Source organism: Synechococcus sp. WH 8101, assembly GCF_004209775.1.
Lineage (GTDB): Bacteria > Cyanobacteriota > Cyanobacteriia > PCC-6307 > Cyanobiaceae > Synechococcus_C.
Genome location: NZ_CP035914.1, coordinates 487,386 through 507,346 on the forward strand (window position 1 = coordinate 487,386; position 19,961 = coordinate 507,346).

Annotated in this window: 22 protein-coding genes and 1 tRNA gene; 11 read left to right on the forward strand and 12 right to left on the reverse strand. The window is 65.8% G+C overall.

Annotation, left to right across the window (positions count from 1 at the left end; genetic code table 11):
• Positions 1–4 precede the first annotated feature (4 nt).
• The 4 genes from rplB to rplC are packed head-to-tail and all read right to left on the reverse strand — an operon-like array spanning position 5 to position 2,470.
• On the reverse strand, positions 5–868 hold the full coding sequence (rplB, locus tag SynWH8101_RS02305) for a 50S ribosomal protein L2 (protein ID WP_007100619.1): 864 nt from the start codon (positions 866–868) through the stop codon (positions 5–7).
• Between the two features lie 15 nt (positions 869–883).
• Positions 884–1,186, reverse strand: coding sequence for a 50S ribosomal protein L23 (locus SynWH8101_RS02310; protein ID WP_130128404.1), 303 nt, complete (start codon positions 1,184–1,186; stop codon positions 884–886).
• Positions 1,179–1,814 carry a 50S ribosomal protein L4 gene (gene rplD / locus SynWH8101_RS02315; protein WP_130128405.1) on the reverse strand — a complete coding sequence of 212 codons (636 nt, stop codon included), beginning with the start codon at positions 1,812–1,814 and terminating at the stop codon, positions 1,179–1,181. Before rplD ends, SynWH8101_RS02310 begins: the two co-directional genes overlap by 8 nt.
• The gene (gene rplC, locus SynWH8101_RS02320) at positions 1,814–2,470 is read right to left on the reverse strand and encodes a 50S ribosomal protein L3 (RefSeq protein WP_130128406.1); all 657 of its coding nucleotides are present in this window, start codon (positions 2,468–2,470) and stop codon (positions 1,814–1,816) included. Before rplC ends, rplD begins: the two co-directional genes overlap by 1 nt.
• A gap of 383 nt (positions 2,471–2,853) precedes the next feature.
• Here rplC and SynWH8101_RS02325 point away from each other — a divergent pair, with 383 nt between their 5' ends.
• The 6 genes from SynWH8101_RS02325 (at position 2,854) to recA (ending at position 8,329) form a co-directional block, all read left to right on the forward strand.
• Entirely contained in the window at positions 2,854–3,315 is a 462-nt protein-coding gene (locus SynWH8101_RS02325) for an NAD(P)H-quinone oxidoreductase subunit N (protein WP_130128407.1), read from the forward strand.
• Positions 3,316–3,321: 6 nt separating this feature from the next.
• On the forward strand, positions 3,322–4,368 hold the full coding sequence (locus SynWH8101_RS02330) for an LdpA C-terminal domain-containing domain (RefSeq protein ID WP_254428013.1): 1,047 nt from the start codon (positions 3,322–3,324) through the stop codon (positions 4,366–4,368).
• Between the two features lie 36 nt (positions 4,369–4,404).
• Positions 4,405–6,048, forward strand: a complete 1,644-nt coding sequence (locus tag SynWH8101_RS02335) for an AAA family ATPase (RefSeq protein ID WP_130128408.1) — start codon at positions 4,405–4,407, stop codon at positions 6,046–6,048.
• 106 nt (positions 6,049–6,154) lie between these two features.
• A tRNA-Gln gene (locus tag SynWH8101_RS02340) sits at positions 6,155–6,226 on the forward strand.
• Positions 6,227–6,234: 8 nt separating this feature from the next.
• Positions 6,235–7,011: an HAD family hydrolase gene (locus tag SynWH8101_RS02345; RefSeq protein WP_174719488.1), complete on the forward strand. Its 777-nt coding sequence runs from the start codon at positions 6,235–6,237 to the stop codon at positions 7,009–7,011.
• 130 nt (positions 7,012–7,141) lie between these two features.
• A complete protein-coding gene (gene recA / locus SynWH8101_RS02350; RefSeq protein WP_130128409.1) occupies positions 7,142–8,329 on the forward strand; it encodes a recombinase RecA in 1,188 nt (395 codons plus the stop codon).
• Here the strand turns inward: recA and SynWH8101_RS02355 are convergent.
• From SynWH8101_RS02355 to SynWH8101_RS02365, 3 genes are all read right to left on the reverse strand, one after another.
• On the reverse strand, positions 8,318–8,665 hold the full coding sequence (locus SynWH8101_RS02355) for a DUF1815 family protein (RefSeq protein ID WP_130128410.1): 348 nt from the start codon (positions 8,663–8,665) through the stop codon (positions 8,318–8,320). The genes recA and SynWH8101_RS02355 overlap by 12 nt on opposite strands.
• 63 nt (positions 8,666–8,728) lie before the next feature.
• A complete protein-coding gene (locus SynWH8101_RS02360; protein WP_130128411.1) occupies positions 8,729–8,968 on the reverse strand; it encodes a DUF2839 domain-containing protein in 240 nt (79 codons plus the stop codon).
• A 40-nt stretch (positions 8,969–9,008) separates the two neighbouring features.
• Positions 9,009–10,457 (reverse strand): helicase, encoded by a 1,449-nt coding sequence (locus tag SynWH8101_RS02365; RefSeq protein WP_130128412.1) that lies wholly within the window; start codon positions 10,455–10,457, stop codon positions 9,009–9,011.
• Positions 10,458–10,539: 82 nt separating this feature from the next.
• On the opposite strand from SynWH8101_RS02365, the gene SynWH8101_RS02370 reads away from it, so the two are divergent.
• The gene (locus SynWH8101_RS02370; protein ID WP_130130303.1) at positions 10,540–11,469 is read left to right on the forward strand and encodes a prephenate/arogenate dehydrogenase; all 930 of its coding nucleotides are present in this window, start codon (positions 10,540–10,542) and stop codon (positions 11,467–11,469) included.
• Here SynWH8101_RS02370 and crtD read toward each other — a convergent pair.
• Complete coding sequence (crtD, locus tag SynWH8101_RS02375; protein WP_130128413.1) at positions 11,429–12,961, reverse strand: C-3',4' desaturase CrtD; 1,533 nt, start codon at positions 12,959–12,961, stop codon at positions 11,429–11,431. The two genes, SynWH8101_RS02370 and crtD, sit on opposite strands and share 41 nt — an antisense overlap.
• Positions 12,962–12,996: 35 nt before the next feature.
• Here crtD and SynWH8101_RS02380 point away from each other — a divergent pair, with 35 nt between their 5' ends.
• Positions 12,997–13,896 carry a fructosamine kinase family protein gene (locus tag SynWH8101_RS02380; protein WP_165380902.1) on the forward strand — a complete coding sequence of 300 codons (900 nt, stop codon included), beginning with the start codon at positions 12,997–12,999 and terminating at the stop codon, positions 13,894–13,896.
• A gap of 48 nt (positions 13,897–13,944) precedes the next feature.
• Here SynWH8101_RS02380 and SynWH8101_RS02385 read toward each other — a convergent pair whose 3' ends face one another.
• Positions 13,945–14,331 carry a CAAD domain-containing protein gene (locus tag SynWH8101_RS02385; protein ID WP_130128415.1) on the reverse strand — a complete coding sequence of 129 codons (387 nt, stop codon included), beginning with the start codon at positions 14,329–14,331 and terminating at the stop codon, positions 13,945–13,947.
• A 19-nt stretch (positions 14,332–14,350) separates the two neighbouring features.
• Between SynWH8101_RS02385 and SynWH8101_RS02390 the strand changes: the two genes are divergently transcribed.
• Positions 14,351–14,866: a M67 family metallopeptidase gene (locus SynWH8101_RS02390; RefSeq protein WP_254428014.1), complete on the forward strand. Its 516-nt coding sequence runs from the start codon at positions 14,351–14,353 to the stop codon at positions 14,864–14,866.
• Positions 14,867–14,872: 6 nt separating this feature from the next.
• Positions 14,873–16,036, forward strand: a complete 1,164-nt coding sequence (moeB, locus tag SynWH8101_RS02395) for a molybdopterin-synthase adenylyltransferase MoeB (protein WP_130128416.1) — start codon at positions 14,873–14,875, stop codon at positions 16,034–16,036.
• 39 nt (positions 16,037–16,075) lie between these two features.
• Here the strand turns inward: moeB and SynWH8101_RS02400 are convergent, their stop codons facing one another.
• Complete coding sequence (locus SynWH8101_RS02400) at positions 16,076–17,236, reverse strand: cob(I)yrinic acid a,c-diamide adenosyltransferase (RefSeq protein ID WP_130128417.1); 1,161 nt, start codon at positions 17,234–17,236, stop codon at positions 16,076–16,078.
• A 160-nt stretch (positions 17,237–17,396) separates the two neighbouring features.
• Here SynWH8101_RS02400 and larE point away from each other — a divergent pair, with 160 nt between their 5' ends.
• Positions 17,397–18,278 (forward strand): ATP-dependent sacrificial sulfur transferase LarE, encoded by an 882-nt coding sequence (gene larE, locus SynWH8101_RS02405; protein ID WP_130128418.1) that lies wholly within the window; start codon positions 17,397–17,399, stop codon positions 18,276–18,278.
• A gap of 29 nt (positions 18,279–18,307) precedes the next feature.
• Here the strand turns inward: larE and speD are convergent, their stop codons facing one another.
• Complete coding sequence (gene speD, locus SynWH8101_RS02410) at positions 18,308–18,796, reverse strand: adenosylmethionine decarboxylase (protein WP_007100598.1); 489 nt, start codon at positions 18,794–18,796, stop codon at positions 18,308–18,310.
• Between the two features lie 39 nt (positions 18,797–18,835).
• On the reverse strand, positions 18,836–19,921 hold the full coding sequence (gene recF / locus SynWH8101_RS02415) for a DNA replication/repair protein RecF (protein WP_254428100.1): 1,086 nt from the start codon (positions 19,919–19,921) through the stop codon (positions 18,836–18,838).
• Positions 19,922–19,961: the final 40 nt, after the last annotated feature.

The following is a 19,961-nucleotide window of genomic DNA, read 5'->3' on the forward strand; positions in this document are numbered from 1 at the left end:
TGCATCAGGAGTCGCGTCCGCCACGGCTCCGCTTGGACGTCTTGCGACGCTTCCGGAGGACGAACTTGTTACTCGGCTTGTTCCGCTTGCGGGTCTTGAGACCGAGAGCGGGTTTGCCCCAGGGGGTCACCGGGCCGGAACGGCCGATCGGGGCCCGGCCTTCACCACCACCGTGGGGGTGGTCGCAAGGGTTCATCACACTGCCGCGCACCTGGGGACGACGACCCAGCCAGCGACGACGACCGGCCTTGCCCAGACTGGTGTTGCGGATCTCCGAGTTGCCCACTTCGCCGAGGGTGGCGTAGCACTCACGGCGCACCAGTCGAACCTCGGTGGATGGCAGTTTGAGAGCGACGTAGTCGCCTTCCTTGGCCATCACCTGGGCACTGGCGCCAGCGGTACGCACCATCTGGCCACCGCGACCTGCATAGAGCTCGACGCAGTGCACGCTCGAACCGAGGGGAACCGCCGAGAGCGGCATGGCGTTGCCGTTCTCGATCGGTGCTTCCGGACCGGAGACCACGGTCTGGCCCACAGTCACACCCGCCGGAGCGAGGATGTAGCGCTTCTCGCCGTCGGCATAGAAGAGCAGAGCCAACCGGGCATTCCGGTGTGGGTCGTAATGGATGGCGGCCACCTTGGCGGGCACGCCGTGCTTGTTGCGCCGGAAATCGACGGTGCGATAAAGGCGCTTGTGACCGCCGCCGCGATGACGGCAGGTGATCACACCGCGGTTGTTGCGACCCTTGCGGCGGTGCTTGGACACCACCAGGGAGCGTTCCGGCTTGCGGCCGGTGACTTCACTGAAGTCGGTGACGACCCGGGTGCGGGTTCCGGGCGTGTAGGGGCGGAAAGTACGAATTGCCATGACGTTTCAGACCCCTCAGGACTCAGGGAAGAGTTGGATGGAGTTGCCCTCGGCCAGGCGCACCACCGCCTTCTTCACCTGGGCGCGTTTGCCGGCGAAGCGACCGACGCGGCGGCTGCGGCGAGGCGGATTCATGGTGCTGATGCCGGTGACCTTCACATCGAAGAGCTGCTCAATCGCAGCTTTGATGTCGGGCTTGGCCGCACGGTGATCCACCTCAAAGGTGTACTGGTTCAGTTCCAGGGCGCGGGTGGCTTTTTCAGTGATCAGCGGACGGCGAATCACATCGGCCAGACGTTCGGAGAAGCGCTCAGTCATCGCCGTAGACCTCCTGAATCGTTGTGAGAGCGTCTTCACCCACCACCAACGCCTGGGCGTTGAGAAGATCGAAGACGTTGAGTTGGTCGGCGGCGATCAGCTTCACCTTGTCGAGGTTGCGCACCGAGCGGCGCACGACCTCGGAGGGGCTTGAAAGGATGATCAACACCTTGCTGTCTGCGGCAACGCCGAGACGACCCAGGGCATCGGTGATCTCTCGTGTCTTCGGCACGTCGAGGGTCGTGCCGAAATCCTTCACCACGGTGATGGCCTCAAGGCGCGCCATCAGGGCTGTACGCAGGGCCAGTCGCCGCTCCTTGCGATTCATCGCCAGGTTGTAGCTGCGAGGCTTCGGTCCGAAGACGATGCCACCACCGGGACGCAGGGGGGTACGAATCGAACCCTGGCGAGCGCGACCGGTGCCTTTTTGCTTGTAAGGCTTGCGACCACCACCACGAACTTCCGCTCGCGTGAGGGTGCTGGCGGTGCCCTGACGCATGTGGGCCTGCTGGCGCAGGACGGCGCGGTGCATCAAATCGGTGGCGGTGGATTCCTTCGCCACTTTCAGGTCGAGGCTCGCCTTGCCGGCGTCCTTGCCCTGCCAGTCACGGACAACACATGTGGCCATCACTTACCTCCAGTTGCGGGCTTGGCGCCCACACGGTTGGCGGGCCGGATGTTCAGGAGCGAACCGGGTTTGCCCGGCACCGACCCTTTCACCACCAGCAGATTGCGCTCGCTGTCGATCTTCAGGATCGTGAGCCCACGGGTGGTGATTTTTTTGCCGCCGTAGCGGCCGGCCATGCGCTTGCCGGGATAGATGCGGCCCGGTGTTGTACCGGCGCCGGTCGAACCCGGTTCGCGATGGTTCTTGGAACCGTGCGTCATCGGTCCACGACTGAAGCCGTGACGTTTCTGATAGCCCGCGAAACCGCGGCCCATGGAGTCGCCACTCACGTCCACCTTCTGACCGGCTTCGAAATCACCAACGGTGATCGCCCCACCGAGTTCGAGACCGGCGACGTCGTCAACGCGGTACTCGCTCAAGTGGCGCAGCAGTTCCTCGCCAGATTTGGCGAGATGACCCTTGGCAGGCTTATTAACCAGCTTCTCGCGGGTGTCGCCGAAGCCGATCTGGACGGCCACGTAGCCGTCCGTTTCAGTTGTTTTCAGTTGGGTGATGCGGCAAGGTCCCGCCTCGATCAAGGTGACCGGGACGGCTTTGCCTTGCTCGTCGAAGAGCTGGGACATACCCAGCTTCTTCCCAAGGATGCCGATGGACATGGGGGTAGAAACGCCAGCGTGGACAACCTCCATCCGGGTGGATGGTGGCCAGGGGGCGCTGATCGAAGTGACGCAGTCATGGCCGGAGTGGTGGTCGCCTTGAGTCAGGCGCACATCCGGAATGGGGCTAGCGAGCAAATCAGCTGGCTGGGACTTGGCCGGTGGATCCGGTCAGTTTCCCGGCAATGCTTCTGACGTGATGGTCTGAACCATTGCTCTGGCCTGGGGATCCGGCGCAATCGCCGGACCTGCGACACGTTCTGGAGGCCCGGCTAGCGGACGGGCACAGAAGCGCGAAGCAAACAAAAACACTACACCACAGCTTGACTCCACTTCAGAAGTCTCATCTCTGCTGCCACACTGGCCGCAGTTGGTTCGGTTCCATGCCGCTGCTGCTCTCCGGTCGTGGCTTCCGGCGCGAGCTTGAGTCGGAAGGGTGCATGGCCGTGCATGCGCCGCTTGAGGGTGGGGCGGAAACCCGCTTGCTGCGCCGTCTTCGCGCTGCTGGATACCGCACACTTCTCACGTCGGCGCGGGGCCTCGGTGATCCTGAGGTCTATCTCTTTCAAAAGCATGGTGTGCGACCTCCCCACCTGGGCCATCAGAGCGTCGGCCGCGGTGCCGCGGTTGGTGAAGTGCACGATGTGATGCCCTGGCTCGGTGAGCGTCTGCTCGGAGATCAACCCGTTGTGCTCTGGCTTCTGGAGGGCCAGGTGCTGTCACGTTCGGAACTGTTGTCGCTGTGCGCTCTGACGCGACGGGAGCCCCGCCTCAAGGTGGTGGTGGAGATGGGCGGTGCCAGGAGCTTGCGTTGGGAGCCTCTGGCCACCCTGCTCGGAGCCTGAGCCCCTGTGACCGCTCCGGCGTTGTCGGCGGATTCCGCCGAACGCGCTCTGACCCAGGGGCGTTGGGTCAAGTTGATCTGCGGGGCCAGCAATCAGGATCTGCCTGCGATCGCCGATCTTTGTGCTGTGTATGCCATGGCGGGGGTGCACTGTGTGGATGTGGCTGCTGATCCCGCCGTGGTCCATGCCGCCAGGGAAGGGTTGGCCTGGGCGCAAGAGCGCCAGGCCCATCGTCCCTGGTTGATGGTGAGCATCAGCGATGGTCAGGATCCCCACTTCCGCAAGGCGTTCTTTGTGCCGGAGCGCTGCCCGTCCGATTGCTCCAGGCCCTGCGAGCGGGTCTGCCCGGCGATGGCGATCAGTCCAGGTGCAGGGGTGTCACCCAGCCTCTGTTACGGCTGCGGTCGTTGTTTGCCCGCTTGTCCTCTGGGGCTGATCGAGACCCGGGAGCACCGAATCGGCAGGGATGGGTTGACCGACCTGCTGCGAGAGCTCAGGCCGGATGCTCTGGAGATTCACACCGCGCCCGGCCGGGCCGAGGCCTTCGACGCGACGCTCGCCGCCATCGGCGCTGCGACGGTTCCCCTCAGGCGTCTGGCGGTCAGCTGCGGTCTTGAGGGGCATCACTGCACGGCTGCCGACCTGTCGCGGGAGCTCTGGAGTCGTCATGCAGCCTTGCGGGCCAGGGCTCAGCGCCCTCTCTGGCAGCTCGACGGCCGCCCGATGCGTGGTGATGTTGGTGCGGGAACGGCCCGTGCCGCCGTGCGCCTGTGGCGTCAGTTGCGTCCCCTGGCGCCCCCCGGGCCGCTCCAGTTGGCCGGTGGCACGAACGCGGCCACGATCGATCTACTGCCCACCAGCTCCGATGGCGGGCCGGCAGGGGTGGCCTTCGGGGGCATGGCCCGTGCCCTGTTGCAACCGCTGCTGCAGGAGGCCGAACGGCGCGGTCAACGGCTGCGGGACTGGCCGGAGGGATGGTCCATCGCGCTGCAGCGGGCCGAGGCACTGATCCGCCCTTGGTTGCAGCGGCCTTTGGGCGCGAAAGCCTGCTAGAAGGCTGATAAGGCCGGGGACTGGCCGGAGAGGGGCATGAGCACCGAGCGGATCACCGACGACCTGGACCGTCTGCTGGCGCTGCTGCCGGCGGATGTGGGTGAAGCGTTGCAACCCGAGGCTCGCCGCGACCAGCTGCTCGAAGTGGTGCTCGATCTGGGTCGGGTCCCGGAAGCCCGTTATCCAGGCCGCTCCCTCGCGCTGGGGGAACGCTGCCTGACTAGGGAGGATCTTCAGAGCACCGTGGAACGCCTGGGGCAGTTCGGTGCTGACAATCGGGCCGGCATTGAGCGCACGCTGCATCGGATCAGTGCGATCCGGAATCGTCGCGGTGATGTGGTCGGCTTGACCTGCCGGGTCGGACGTGCCGTGTTTGGCACGGTGGCCCTGGTGCGCGACCTGCTCGACAGTGGACAGTCGCTGCTGTTGATGGGCCGTCCCGGGGTTGGCAAAACCACCGCCCTTCGGGAAATCGCCCGTGTCCTCGCTGATGAGCTGGAACAACGGGTGGTGGTGATCGACACCAGCAACGAGATCGCAGGCGATGGCGACATTCCCCATCCGGCGATCGGTCGGGCCAGGCGCATGCAGGTTGCGCGCCCGGAATTGCAGCATCAGGTGATGATCGAGGCCGTGGAGAACCACATGCCCGAGGTCATCGTGATCGATGAAATCGGCACGGAACTCGAAGCTCAGGCTGCCCGCACGATCGCGGAGCGTGGCGTGATGCTGGTGGCCACCGCCCATGGCAATGCCCTCGCCAATCTGATCAAGAACCCCACCCTCTGCGATCTGGTGGGTGGCATCGAATCGGTCACGCTCGGCGATGAGGAGGCCCGCCGTCGACGCAGTCAGAAAACCGTGCTGGAGCGCGCCGCTGAACCCACCTTTCCCCTGGCGGTGGAGATGCACAGCCGCCATCGCTGGGCCGTGCATGCCGATGTGGGTCGCACGGTGGATCTGCTCCTGCGCGGTCAGACGCCCCGGCCCCAGGAGCGCTCGCTTGCGGCCGACGGCTCTGTTCAGCTGGTGGAGTCGCCTGACCCGGTGATCGGGGCCAGCCGCCCCCGCGCGAGGCCAACGCGGCAGCTGCGCCAGGCCCACGCTGCGGCGCCTCAACTCGCCGCTGTGCCCACACCGGATCCTGTTGCGACACCCCTCCGGGATGCTGTCGATTCCGCCTCGCCCGCGGAGGATGGTCTGCAGGTGCTCTGTTGCGGCTTGACCCCTCGGCTCGTGGAGGAAGCGAGCCGTCGCCATCGCTGGCCGGTGCGTCTGGTTGACGACCTGGCTGAGGCCGATGTGGTGTTGAGCGTGCGCCAGGGCCTGGGCCGTCAACCGGGGCTGCGCCGTCAGGCCCGGGAGGCTCGGGTGCCGATCCTGGTGATCAAAGCCGACACGCTGCCTCAGGTGGAGCGGGCCTTGGAGCGGTTGCTGTCGCGGCGGGCGGCTGCCGAACCCCCAACCGTTTCTGCGGATCAGGCCGATGCCCTGGCGGCTCTGGAGGAGTGTCGCCTGGCGGTTGAGCGGGTGGTGGTGCCTCAGGGGCGGCCGGTGGAGCTACTGCCTCGCACGGAGGATGTCCGACGCATGCAGGCGGATCTGGTGGCCCGCTACCGGCTGCGCAGCGATGTGTTCGGCCGGGCTGATCAGCAGCGTCTGCGGGTGTTTCCGCCCTGAATTCGTGCCGGGGAGCTCACCAATGGATTGACGAAGGTCACTCCGCTGTGGGTAACTATCTGAACGCCAGTCAGCTCGCCAGCAGGCATCAGTTGACTTGGAACGTTGGGCCGTCGCCAAGTGGTAAGGCAGCGGGTTTTGGTCCCGCCATTCCTAGGTTCGAATCCTAGCGGCCCAGTTTTTTCGATGATCATCTCCAGGCCCTCCCTCCTGGTCTTCGATTTTGACGGTGTCATCGTCGATGGCATGGAGGAATATTGGTGGGCGGCCCGCAGCGCTTGCCTGCAGCTCACTCAGGCGTCAGCAGGGGTGCTTCCCTTGGCCGTGCCATCGCTCTTTCGCCAGTTGCGTCCCTGGGTTCACCATGGCTGGGAGATGGTCCTGATCGCCGCCCAGTTACTCGAGGCGGCAAGCCCTCTGCGCCAGCGGGGCGCTGAGGCTTACGCGGCCGACTACGACCGGCAGACAGCCCTGGCGCTTGAGGAGCGGGGTTGGAGTTCGCTCCGGTTGCAGGAGGCGCTTGAAGCAGTACGCCGTGAGGCGATCACCAACGATCGTGCCGCCTGGCTGGGGCGCCATCGCCCCTTCCCCGGTGTGGTGGATCGGCTGCGCCATCTGGCGGAGGAGGGGGTGGATTGGGCCGTGCTCACCACCAAGGGGGCGGCATTCACGGCCGAGTTGTTGCAGGCCTTTGCCCTGCAACCGGCGCGCCTTCTCGGCCATGAGGCCGGCCCGAAGCCGCAGGTGCTGTTGCAGTTGCAGGAGGCCTGGCGCTTGCGAGGCTTTGTGGAGGATCGACGGGCGACGCTCGAAACCGTGCGCGGCACCGCCGGCCTGGAGGCCCTGCCCTGTTTTCTGGCCAGTTGGGGCTATCTGCGGCCATCCGACCGGCAGGGGCTGCCGCTCGGCATTGACCTGCTCGAACCGGAACGCTTTGCGGCCCCCTTGGCGACCTGGACCTGATTCGTTAACGTACGTTTGTACTACATGAGACGGATGGCGCTCGGCGGGGCACTGGATGGTCTGTCCGGCGCTTCCAGTGCTGTCACGGCACCTGGTCTCAGCGTCTGTCAGCCCCTTACCGTTTGCATCCATGCCACTCGACGTGAAAGCTTCTCCCACCTCCGGCTCCGACCCCCGTCCAGGTGAGCGCGACAAAGCGCTGAATCTTGTGCTCGGCCAGATCGAGCGCAATTTCGGCAAAGGGTCGATCATGCGCCTCGGGGATGCGTCCCGGATGCGGGTCGAGACCATTCCCACCGGTGCTCTCACCCTGGATCTCGCCCTCGGTGGCGGCTATCCGAAGGGGCGTGTGGTGGAGGTGTATGGACCGGAAAGCTCCGGTAAGACCACGCTGACGCTCCATGCGATCGCCGAGGTGCAGCGTCGTGGTGGTGTGGCCGCCTTCGTGGATGCGGAGCATGCTCTAGATCCGGTGTACGCCGCCTCCCTGGGCGTCGACATCGAGAACCTGCTCGTCTCCCAGCCCGACACCGGCGAGATGGCCCTGGAGATTGTCGATCAGTTGGTGCGATCCGCGGCTGTCGATATCGTCGTGGTCGACTCGGTGGCGGCCCTCACGCCGCGGGCCGAGATTGAGGGTGAGATGGGCGATCTGGCCGTGGGCAGCCAGGCCCGCCTGATGAGCCAGGCGATGCGCAAGATCACCGGCAACATCGGCAAATCCGGTTGCACGGTGATTTTCCTCAACCAGCTGCGACTCAAGATCGGTGTCACCTATGGCAATCCGGAAACGACCACCGGCGGCAATGCCCTCAAGTTCTATGCATCGGTGCGTTTGGATATCCGTCGCATTCAGACGCTCAAGCGCGGCACTGAGGAATACGGGATCCGCGCGAAGGTGAAAGTGGCGAAGAACAAGGTGGCGCCACCCTTCCGAATCGCCGAATTCGACATCCTTTTCGGCCGGGGGATCAGCACCCTTGGTTGCCTGCTCGATCTGGCGGAAGAAACCGGTGTGGTGATTCGCAAGGGGGCTTGGTACAGCTACGAGGGCGACAACATCGGGCAGGGCCGCGACAACACCATCGGCTGGCTGGAGCAGAACCCCGACGCGAAGGACGCGATCGAAGCGCTGGTGCGTCAGAAACTCACGGAGGGGTCCGAGGTGACCGCCAATTCGATGCGTCCCCTCGCTGCGGCAGCACGCAGTGCCGCCAGCCAAGCGTCTTCGGCAGCTGCGACGTCTGCACCGTCTGCGGCTAGCAACGACAAACCGGCTGCCGCAAACAAACCGGGCGCCGCCTCGTCAGCTGCCTGAGCTGGCGGCGGCAGCCGTTGCCTCGGCGACGGGAGCCTGCAGGAACTGGGTGACACGCTGCAGTTCCTGAATGGCTTCCGCGCCTTCCAATTTCACCAGTTCGCGGCCGTTGCGGGATTCCACCCAGCTGATGCCGAAGTCCGACACGAGAAAGCGCACCATGTGCCCGTCGCCGAGATCGGCGACAAACGAGGCGCCATGGTCGTCGCGGCCGTCATCGCAGACGTAGCAGGTTGCGGTGATGCCGCGTTTCTTCAGGCTGGATGCCAGAGCCTGAAGGCTCATCACCAAGTCTTGAACCACGGAGCGGTATTGCTGGGCGAGCCGAGGAAACATGGCGACCACCGAAGAGTCCCATGAATCTTAAATGTTTTCTTCAGAATTCGCGGTTCCGGTCGATCAGGGCATGTCAGCCAGGGTCCACCAGCCCGCGGCTGGGCCGATGAAGCGCACCACCACCCAGAACAGCACCAGCGCACCGATGCCGATCCAGGCGCCGCGGGTGGTCACCGCCATGAACTGGCGGGTCTGCGCTTTGCTGAGGGGGAGCCACGAGACAACCCGTTCCGCCTCTGCAGGGTCAGGGCGCGGACGACGGGGCGGAAGTCCTTGGCTGGCGCGGCGGCGTGCTTCTCCCATGCGGTCGCGAAGGGCGGAACAGTCGGAGCCTAGAAGCGACTCAGTCGGGAAGCAGTCGGTGCAGCGGAGTCCAGGGCTGCAGGGCGGTCAACACGTGTTCGCCCCAGCTGCGCCCCCGCAGTCGACCATCCAGCACCGCCAGCCGGCCTCCACTCCGGCGCAGGGGGGCGACCGCAGGAGCCAGCAGGCTGAGGGCCTCAGGTAGCAGAAGATCACGGAACCAGTCGCGCCCCTGACGTTTCAGTGCTTCGACCCGAGCGGCCGTCAGTGGCGCCTCCAGGCTGGCGATCGGCAGCAGGGCGATGATCAGCTGCTCCGGCGGTGGCAGTTGGGCCTGATGTTGCAGCCACCAGCTCCAACGGCAGCAGATCACGCCATTGGCTTCGGGGGCGGTGGCGGCTTCGATCACCCGACTGCCGAATTCAGAGGCCAGTTCGCTGGTGAGGCGTTGGCGCAGGCGGTTGTCGTCGAGAAGGATCACGGTGAGACCGGCGCGACCGAGAATCAGCCGGCGTGATTGCTCCAGCAGGTGCTGGGCGAACACTTCGGTGTTCGGGAGGGGTTGCCGGCGGGGGGCGAAGAGAGGGAGGGGGTCGCGCAGCGTCGGTTCCCGCAGTCGCACCACCACATCAGCGTCGAAGCCGGCATCGTTGAGTTCCGTCTGCAGCGGAGCGGACTCGCCGGCGCTGCTGATCAGGATCGCTGCACGCTGGTTGAGCAGGCCTTGGAGCTGACGCAGCGGTTCGAGCAGCTGTAGATGCCAGCGCCATTGCAGCAGGCGATGGTCGAGGTCGGCCCAGTAGGCCCAGTGGCTCGGATCCGCCTTCAGCACGTGATCCCATGGAGCGGGCAGGGGATGGAGCAGGGTCAGAAGATCGCGCAGCGCCTGCAGCTGTCCGCTCTCCAGTCGCACGGTCGCATCCCTGCGCGTGGCCTGGCGAAACACTTGCCTGCTCAGGCGGTCATGGAGATCCAGCAGGCTGGCATCGGCGTTCGGGTGGGCTTGCCGCAGCCGTTCCCAGTCTTGGCTCTGGAGGGTCAGGGCTAGCGCCTGGCGCAGTCGGTGGCTGAGTTGATCCGCTTCAGGGATGATCAGCAGGTGATCGTCATGGAGCTGCTCCTGGCGATGGGCCTGCACCAGCTCCTGCGTGGTGAGCAGCCACAATTGCTCGCCATCCGGTGGTTCCAGACCTTGCCAGCAAGGGAGATGCAGCCCGGCCTCCCGCAACCTGGGACGCTCCACCTGCAGCAGCCGACGGCGCTGGTCGGCTTCCAGCACCAACACGCAGCGTTGGCGCTGCAGGCAGAGGGGCACCAGCAGACCCAGCCACCAATGCTCTTCACTGCCGGGTGTCAGCTGGATCAGGGCGCGATCGCCACGCCGCACGCTGCGGGCGATCAGGCGACTCAGGGTGAGGTGATGCGGCCAGGCGACCCGGTCGTGTTGCAGCAGGGTTTTCAGCTGCTGATGGGCGCGGGCTTCCAGCATCCAAGGAGCCTAGGCATCCTCCTGGGGCCGAACGGTTCAGGCTGATCCGTCAACGAACATGGAACCACCTTGTGGCACAGCGATGCAGCAGCAGGTGGCCGATGTCCCGAAGCTCCCCGCAGCAGTCGGCATCGTGGGCTTGGGCCTGATCGGGGGCTCTCTCGGGCTGGATCTGCAGGGCCTGGGCTGTCGGGTTGTCGGTCTGGTGCATCGTTCCTCCACGGCTGAACGGGCCTTGGAGCGAGGTCTGGTGCACGAAGTGAGCACCGATCCGGCGATCCTGCGCGACTGCGAGCTGATCATTCTGGCGTTGCCGATCGAGTCTCTTCTCGATCCCGATCCCGGGCTCGTGGCGGCCTTGCCGCCGCATGCGGTGGTCACGGATGTGGCCTCAGTCAAGGCACCGGTGCTGGAGGTCTGGCGTCATCGGCATCGCCGTTTCGTGGCCAGCCATCCGATGGCGGGCACCGCCGAGTCCGGTGTGGATGCGGGTCTGTCTGGGCTGTTCCGTGGTCGCCCTTGGGTCGCCACGCCAGAGCTGGCCACCGACGCAGAGTCGCTTGCGCTGGTGGCGCAACTGGCGCGTTCCCTGGGCAGTCACTGGCTCACGGCCACGGCCCCCAGCCATGACCAGGCCGTGGCGCTGATCTCCCATGTGCCTGTGCTGGTGAGTGCGGCGCTTCTGCGCGCAGTCGGTTCGGAGCGGGATCCGTCCGTGCGGGAGCTGGCTTGCCAGCTCGCGTCGAGTGGCTTTGCCGACACCACCCGGGTGGGAGCGGGCAATCCCGCGCTCGGGACCGCGATGGCCGCCCGCAACACCGACGCTGTGCTGCGGGGGCTGGCGGCCTATCGCTGGAGCCTGGAGCAGCTGGAGGGGGCCATCCTCGCGGGGAACTGGGCGCAGCTGGAGCAGGAACTGGAGCAGACCCGCGCCCTCAGGCCCGCCTTTCTCGAAGCTGCCGGGGCTGGCCTCAGTGCTTCAGCTCCAGCGGCAGGCCGCGCTGGGCCGTGAGCTGCCGACAGGCCATTAGGGCCGAAAGGCTCACGCCCGCCGTGCCCTCGCCTGGGTGGATCGCGTCACCGCAGAGCCAGAGATTGGCCATCGGGGTGCGACTCGCCAGGCCGAAGGGACCGAAGCGTGCCGGGCTCTGACCAAGACCGCCCACGATGCCTCGGGGGCGACCGGTCCAGAAGGCGAAGGAGCGGGGCGTGGCCAGCTCCTGATGCCGCCACTGCTCCGGGGTGATACCCAGCCAGTCCTGGAGGGTGGCCACGATCCTGTGTTGCACGTCCTGCTTGCGTTGCCGGTACTCGGGATCGGGCAGGTCGCACCAGTCGTCGGGATCGGTGAACACGCTGGCAATCAGGGTGGCTTCGCCCTGGGGAGCGCGTCCGTCGCCCTCTCGGCTCACCGACACAAAGAGCGATCCCGGCGTGCTGCCATCGCGCTGGAGATGGGCGGGGCAGTCGGCCGGGAGCGCCGAACGGGAGACGGCTGCATACAGCACCAGAGCGCCGCTGGGGGCGTTCAAGTGCTCAAGATGGCGCCGATAGGAGGGGGGCATCGGGTCGCGGCTGTTGCCAGCGGAGACCGCTGGGATCAGGGTGGGCAGGCACTGGGGCGGCAGGCTGCACACCACATCGGCGGCCTCCAGATGCAGGGTGTCGCCATTGGCGCGTTGCGCTCGCACGTGCCAGGCACCCCGCGCCGGATTGCGCTCCAGGGCCACCACCCGATGACGCAGCAGCAGGCTGCCGCCATCGCGCTTGATGGCAGCAGCCAACTGATCGCTCAGGGTCTGCATGGAGCCCTGAAGATGCCAGAGCCCCTGGGGCTCCTGGGCCATCTGCAGCACCGTGGCGCCATACAGAGCCGCCGTGCGCGCCGCCGGCTCCTGGGAGTAGAGACGCAATTGCAGATCGAGAAAGCGACGCAGCCGCTCGTGGTGCTGGCAGCCACTGAGTCGCAGCAGATCCGCCACGCTGAGAAGGCTTAGGGGTGCACTGGCGAGGTTGCCGGGCCCGATCGCTCCCAGGGTTTGGAGCAGATCCCAGCCGGAGCGGATTGGCAGCACCGGATCTTGGCTGGCGAAGGCCCAGTTGCTGCGATGCAGCCGTTCGCAGAGCGCCCAGAAGGGTGCGCTGCCTGGAAAGTGCCACTCCCGCTCCTGCTTCCAGCGCTCGGGCTGCCGCCAGAGCCGGATCGGTTCCGTCCCATCGGCCAGGTCCACCACGCAGCCGGGATCGAGCGGTTCGGCGGCGGGCAAGGCCAGCCCCAGGTGGGCCAGGATTCGCGCATGGCTGCCCCCCGGCTCCAGGCCGGCCACCTGGGTGGCACCCACATCAAAGGTGTAGGGGCCACGCCGGAAGGTTCCGGCACAGCCGCCGAGTTGGTGATGGGCCTCCAGCAGGGTGACCCGCAGGCCATGGCGAGCCAAGAGCGCTGTGGCGGTAAGACCGGCGATTCCGCCGCCGATCACAAGGACGTCTTGCGCTGGCTCCATGGGGGGCATGCTGGCAGCAGTGGCGGCGGGTTCGGGTGCAGGCGGAGTTGGAGCAACTGCTGGATCGCCAGCCCCAGCTGGCTGCGGGCGCCCGGTTGCAGCGTTGTCAGCCGGTGGGTGGCGGCTGCAGTCAGCAGGCCTATCAGCTGCAGCTCAGCGATGGGCGCCTGCTGTTCGCCAAAGCCGGTGACCCTTCGATGCTCAAGGCGGAGCAGCGTGGTCTGCAGGCCTTGCATCGTCATCTCGATCCCACCGACCTGTGGGTGCCGGAGCCTCTGGTGTTCAACGCTGGCGCGTCCGCTCGTGGTTGGTTGCTGCTGTCCTGGCATGGGTTCACCCAGGGCGACCAGGCGAGGCTCGGTCGCGGTCTGGCTCGCCTGCATCGGCGATCGGCGCAGCAGGGCTCGCTTGAGAAAGGGGCCGGTTGGTTCGGCTGGGCCTGGGATGGCTACATCGGCCTGGGCCATCAACCCGGCGGTTGGTGCCAGAGCTGGGGTGAGGCGTTCGTGGAGTTAAGGCTCAGGCCCCAGTTGGAGCAGGCCCAGTCGTGGGGGCTGGCGCTGGCTGATCTCGACCCGTGGCTCCACGAGCTGCGGGATCGGTTCGATCGGCATGGGCCCGACGCTGCCTTGGTGCACGGCGATCTCTGGGGCGGGAATGCGGCCGTGTTGGCGGATGGTCGAGGCCTGATTTTCGATCCGGCCTGCTGGTGGGCCGATCGTGAGGTGGATCTGGCAATGACCCAGTGCTTCGGAGGCTTCTCGCAAGCCTTTTACAACGGTTACCACCAGGAATGGCCCCTGCCACCAGGAGCCAAGCAACGGGTGGAGATTTACAACCTCTATCACTGGCTCAACCACGCCAACTTGTTTGGTGGTGGCTACAGGCAGCAGTGCCTGCGTTTCCTTGAGCGCCTCTCACCACTGTCGTGGTGAGAGGCGCTGGTCGGTGCTCAAGGAAGCGCGTGGGGGATGGGCTGAAGCTCAGCCCAGGTATTCCTGACGCAGAGTCTGGACGCGACTGATCAGAGCCTGACGTTTTTCGCTGGTGGTGAGGTTCTTCCAGCTCCACTGGCCGACCACCACCACACCGAGCAGCTCCAGCAGGCCGGGCACCACGGGGAGCAGATTGATCGTGTCGAGGATGCCTTTGATCAGGATCTGCGCCACGATCACTGCGGCGAAGATGCCCACGATCTTGCCGATGCGACCCACCTTGCTCCAGTCGACCTGATCGAGCGTGGCATTCACTTTGCCCAGCACTTCGCTGTAGCGCTCACTGAAGTTGACGCCCTCAGCTGCAGTGGCCGTGTCGGTTTCAGGGGTGGCGGTGGACGTCGAGTCCTTCACCGCAGTGCTGTCCTCGCTCATGAAACGATCACGGGTGGAAATGCCAATCGAGCGTATCGGTCGGCTCTCGGAAATGCCAGAACGGCTGCTCCTCGGTCGTGAATGCCTGATCGTTCTCAAGCGCACCCTGGCCGCCCCGGCGCCGGAGGAGGGCTGTGCGCTTTTGCTGGGTTTGCCCATCAGCGATGGAGCTTCCCAAAGCAGCGCCTGGTGGGTGCAGCGGGTGTGGCCCTGCTGCAACGTCTGGAGCCCTGGGCTGACCGCCCTGCCTGAGCCGCCCGATGTCTCCCTCACGCGTCGCCATCGCTTCGCCCTGGATCCAAGGGAACAGTTGCATGCGCAGCGCTGGGCCCGCGCCCGCGGGCTGCAGGTTCTGGGGACGGCCCATTCCCATCCGCAAGGGGAGCCGGAGCCGTCACGGCTCGATCTTGGCTGGGCGACGACGCCGAGCCTGATGGTGATCCTGGGTGGCTCGGGAGCGCTGGGGGCGTGGTGGATCGAGGCGGGTGGGGCATCACCACTGTTGCTCGAACACACTGATGGGGAAGCGAGCTGAGTGTCGATGGTTCCGTTGGATGCTGTGCCCGAAGAGCTCAGTGCCGAAGAGCGGCAGCGCTATGCGCGCCACCTGAGCCTGCCGGAGCTGGGCCTTGAGGGGCAGAAGCGTCTCCGGAGTGCTTCTGTGTTGTGCGTGGGCACTGGTGGCCTGGGGTCACCCCTGCTGCTTTACCTCGCCGCCGCAGGTGTGGGGCGGATCGGCGTCGTCGATTTCGATCAGGTGGAGACGTCGAACCTGCAGCGTCAGGTGATTCATGGCAGCGCCAGCGTTGGCCAGGCCAAAACTCGCTCGGCGGCCAGCCGGCTCCAAGACCTGAACCCCCATGTGCAGGTGGTGGAGCACAACACGAGGCTCGATCCGACCAATGCCCTGCAGATCCTGGAGCCCTACGACCTGGTGTGCGATGGCACGGACAACTTCCCCAGTCGCTATCTCATCAACGATGCCTGTGTGCTGCTCGGCAAGCCTTGCATCTACGGATCGGTGCAGGGCTTTGAGGGTCAGGTGAGCGTGTTCAACCGCACGGCTGACAGTCCGAATTACCGGGACCTGGTGCCGCAGCCGCCTCCGCCGGGCCTGGTGCCATCGTGCGCCGCCGGTGGCGTGCTGGGCGTGATGCCCGGCTTGATCGGTCTGATCCAGGCCACCGAGGCGATCAAGCTGATCGCCGGACTCGGCACCTCCCTCGATGGTCGGGTGCTGTTGGTGGATGCGTTGGCGATGCGATTTCGGGAGTTGACGCTTGCCCCGTCGCCCACGCGCGAGCCGATTCAACACCTGATTGACTATCAGGCATTCTGCGGCCAGTCCGGATCCGCATTCGCTGAGGAGGAGCAAGTGGAAAGCGTGTCCGTGCGCGAGCTCAAGGCATTGCTGGATTCAGGCGCCGACCTGCTTCTGATCGATGTGCGCAACCCCGCTGAAGTGGAGGTGGCGGTGATCGAGGGATCGGAGCATTTCCCCCTCAGCGCCATTGAGAGTGGCGAGGCGATCGAGCCCATCCGCAACCGGGCCAGCGGCCGCAGCCTCTACATCCACTGCAAGCTGGGAGGCCGCTCAGCTAAGGCAGTGGCACTGCTGGCTGAACACGGCATCGAGGCGATCAATGTCAGCGGCGGCATCGAGGCCTGGTCGTTGGAGGTGGATGAAACGGTTCCGCGCTACTGACGCTCAGCCCATGAAAGCTTCTGGCTTAGCGGATCACCGTCAGTAGTCCACGCCGCGCTTGAGATCGACGCCCTGTTCGGCGTAGTGCTTGTGGCACACCATCTCGGAGTGCACGCTGGCCAGATCGAAATAGGCGGGAGGGTTCTTGCAGCGGCCGGTGATGATCACCTCGGTTTCCGCTGGTTTGCGCAGCAACGTCTGGAGGATCGGCTCCACCGGCAGCAGTTCCAGATCCACGCTGGGATTCAGTTCATCCAGGATCACCGTTTTGTAGAGCCCACTGGCAATCGCAGCCCGAGCGATTTCCCAGGCCCGCTCGGCTTCCACGTAATCGATCGGTTGCTGCTGGCCGCGCCAGACGATCGCATCACGGCCTGAGCGCAGGTGATCCACCAGGTGGGGGTAGCTCTCACGCAGGGCGGCGATTGCGGCGTCTTCGGTGTAGCCGCTGCCCCCCTTGAGCCACTGCAGGATCAACACCCGATGGCTCTTGTCTTGCGAGATGCCGCGGCCGATGGCCTGGAGGGCTTTGCCCAGGGCGCTGGTGGACTTGCCCTTGCCTTCGCCGGTGTAGATCTCGATGCCGCCCTGGGGAATCATTGCCGTCACGCCGGCCTCTGAGGGCTCGGGGCGCCGGTGGGCCCGCATCTCTGAATGGAGATCCGCCATCTGCACCAGGGCGCGGGGGGCGGCCCTTCCGGTGACGATGATCTCCATGCCCTCCGGCCGCTCGCGCAGACTCCGCAACACGTCGTCGAGATCGAGTAGGCCCAGCTCCAGCACCGGGTTGAGCTCATCGAGCACCACCACGGAATAGAGGGCGCTGGCGATCGCTCCCTTGGCGATGTCCCAGCCCCGCTGGGCTTCCTGCCGGTCAAAGCGGCTCACCTCATCAGCCCCGAAATACTCGCCACGACCGGTGCGCACCTGATCGATCAGATGGGGGAACCCCTGCTGCAGGGCTTCGATTGCCGCATCCTCGTCGTAGGCCCGGCCTGGCCCTTTCAGGAACCGCAGCAGCAACACCCGGGTGCGGCGTTGTTCGCAGATGCCAAGCCCGATGGTGCGCAGCACCACACCCAGAGCGGCCTGGCTTTTGCCCTTGCCCTCCCCGTCATAGACGTGCAGTTGGCCGAGACTACGTTCGCGGCTGTCAGCTGCAGTCACGATGCCGATGGCTGGTCGTCGATTCCCTGCCATGGCCGAAAGATGAGCCCTCGGAGCTTACCGAGCTTGAACCGCGTTGTGGTTGAGCTGGCGGTGATTCTGGCGCGGCGACCTTCGTTCGTTTGCTGGTCGCTTGCTGCCGGGCTTTTTTAGCGTGCGCCTACCCGATCAATTCAGGGAGTGGGCCGGTGTGATGGAGGAGACCGCTCGCACATTTCGCCAGCTCGAACTGCTGCCTGACGCGTTGCAGAGCCAGCTCGAGCAGCTGCGCGCCTGGCTGCGCTCACAGCAACGGGTGTGTGTGGCCTACTCCGGCGGGGTGGACAGCAGCCTGGTGGCGGCCATCGCCTGGGAGCAGCTCGGAGCTGGGGCGATCGCGATCACTGGGGTTTCCCCTGCGTTGGCGCCTCAGTTGCAGGAGGAGGCCCGGCAACAGGCCGCCTGGCTGGGCCTCCGCCATCAGGAGGTGGCCACCAGCGAACTGGAGGATCCTGCCTATACCAGCAACCCGCCGGAGCGCTGTTTTGCCTGCAAGCGGGAGCTGCACCGTCACTTGGCGGCCATCGCAGCCCAGGCTGGTCAGGCCCAGGTGGTGGATGGGGTGAATCACGATGATCTCGGAGACCATCGCCCCGGCATTGAGGCGGCCAGGCAGGCGGGTGTGCGCTCGCCCCTGGCCGAACTGGGACTGAGCAAGCTGGCTGTGCGCCAGATCTCCCGCTCGCTTGGATTCCCCTGGTGGGACAAGCCCGCTCAACCGTGCCTGGCGTCACGCTTTGCTTACGGTGATCCGATCGGCGCTGAACGCTTGCGCCGCGTTGGCGCGGCAGAAGCGTGGTTGCGGGAGCAGGGGTTGGATGACGTGCGCGTGCGCTGCCAAGGGGCGACGGCCAGGATCGAAGTGCCCAGCGACCAAATCGAAACGTTGCTGCTCAGGCTCCCTCGCGTTGCCCTGGTGGAACGGTTTCTGGCGCTGGGGTTCACCAGCGTCAGCCTGGATCTTGAAGGTCTCGTCAGCGGCAAGCTGAACCGTGAGCTCGCCCTGGGGGATCACCAGCAGGTGGCGATCCCCTAGCGAGGCCAGCCGGTCAGGCCGCCTGAGCTTCAGGCCGCCCGGAGCTCGGCCTGGGGATCCCGAGGGGTGTGGGCCACAGCGGCGGGCGTCTCGCGCCTGAAGCTGCGGAGTTGATGGCGACCGGCCCGCAGTTCATCCCGCAACACAGCGCAGGCTTTCTCGGGCATGGTGTGATCACCGCAGGTGAACACGTCCACTGCCGCGTAGCCACTTTCTGGCCAGGTGTGGATCGAGATGTGGGATTCAGCCAGAAGAGCCAGTCCCGTCACGCCCTGAGGTTCGAATCGGTGGGTGATCAGGTTGAGGAGTGTGGCACCAGCACGTTTCGCTGCAGTGGTGATGGTGGTCCTCAGGAAGGCTTCGTCGTCGAGCTTGGAGGCGTCGCAGTCGTAGAGCTCGAGAATGCAGTGCTTGCCCACCATGTCGGTGGCATTGGGCACGTCGGAACCGGTGGCTGTTGAGGAATCGGCGCCGCCCCATCCCGGGTTGGGATGCAGGCAAGACAGGGTCTGCTCCATCAGGGTATCGAAAGAAAACAGCCACTCATCTTAACGCAGTTACATCTCTGACTTCAATAACTCCGCGTTGAGAATCTGGGATCCAGCGCGCCAGTTCCCCTCGAAGGCGTCCAGGTGGGTGGCGCTGATCAGGCATTGATGCGTGCCGCCCACGGCTTCCAGCAGCGCCAGCTGACGATGGGGATCCAGTTCTGCCAGCACGTCATCGAGTAACAGCAGTGGCGGTTCCCCCCAGAGCTCCTGCACCAGCTGTAGTTCGGCCAGTTTCAGGGCCAGCACCAGGGTGCGCTGTTGCCCGGCGGACGCGAATCGGCGCGCGGCGATGCCATCGAGCATCAGGGCGATTTCATCGCGGTGGGGCCCGACGCGACAGCTCCCCAGTCGAGCCTCTTCGGCACGCTGGGCCAGCAGCTGGGCCGCGATCGCCTGCCGCCAGGGCTCTTCGGCTTCTTCGCCTTCCAGTCGGCTGCCCGCCTCATACCGGAGTTCGAGCGCTTCGTGGCCGTCGCTGAGCTGGTGCTGCCAGGCCGCCGCCAGGGGTTGCAGCCTCGCCAGGGCCCGGCGCCGGCGCCGATGGATCCGGGTGCTCACCAGGGCCATCTGCTGATCAAAGACCTCCAGCAGCTGCTCCCGTTCCGGTGTCGCTGTGCTCTGTCGCCGCCAGAGCTGGGCCCGTTGACGCAGCAAGCGGCCATACCGACTGATCAGGTCGCCATAGACCGGTTCCAGTTGGAGGACCACCCGATCCAGCCATTGGCGGCGCAGTGCCGGCTCCCCCCGCACCAGCTGCAGGTCGAGGGCGCTGAATCCGACGCAACGCAGGGGCCCGATGAGATCGAGCTGGCGCTCCAGCACCCGACCGTTCCGACGGGCCTGCCGACCTCCTTTGCGTCGCAGTTCCAGTTCCAGCTGATCCTGCTCCGCCGCCATGGCCCGGAGCACGGCCCGAGTCTGGTCCCAGTGGATCAGATCCTGATCCTGGCTGGCGCGATGGGAGCGCAGGCTTCCAAGCAGCTCGACCGCTTCGAGAAGATTGGATTTCCCCACCCCATTGCGGCCGATCACCAGCAGTCGAGGTGCCTCGATCGTGAGCTGCAGGTGGCCGTAGTTCCGGAACCCCTGCAGCTCGAGCTGGTGTAGCCGAATCGGTCCGGGTGCGACGTGT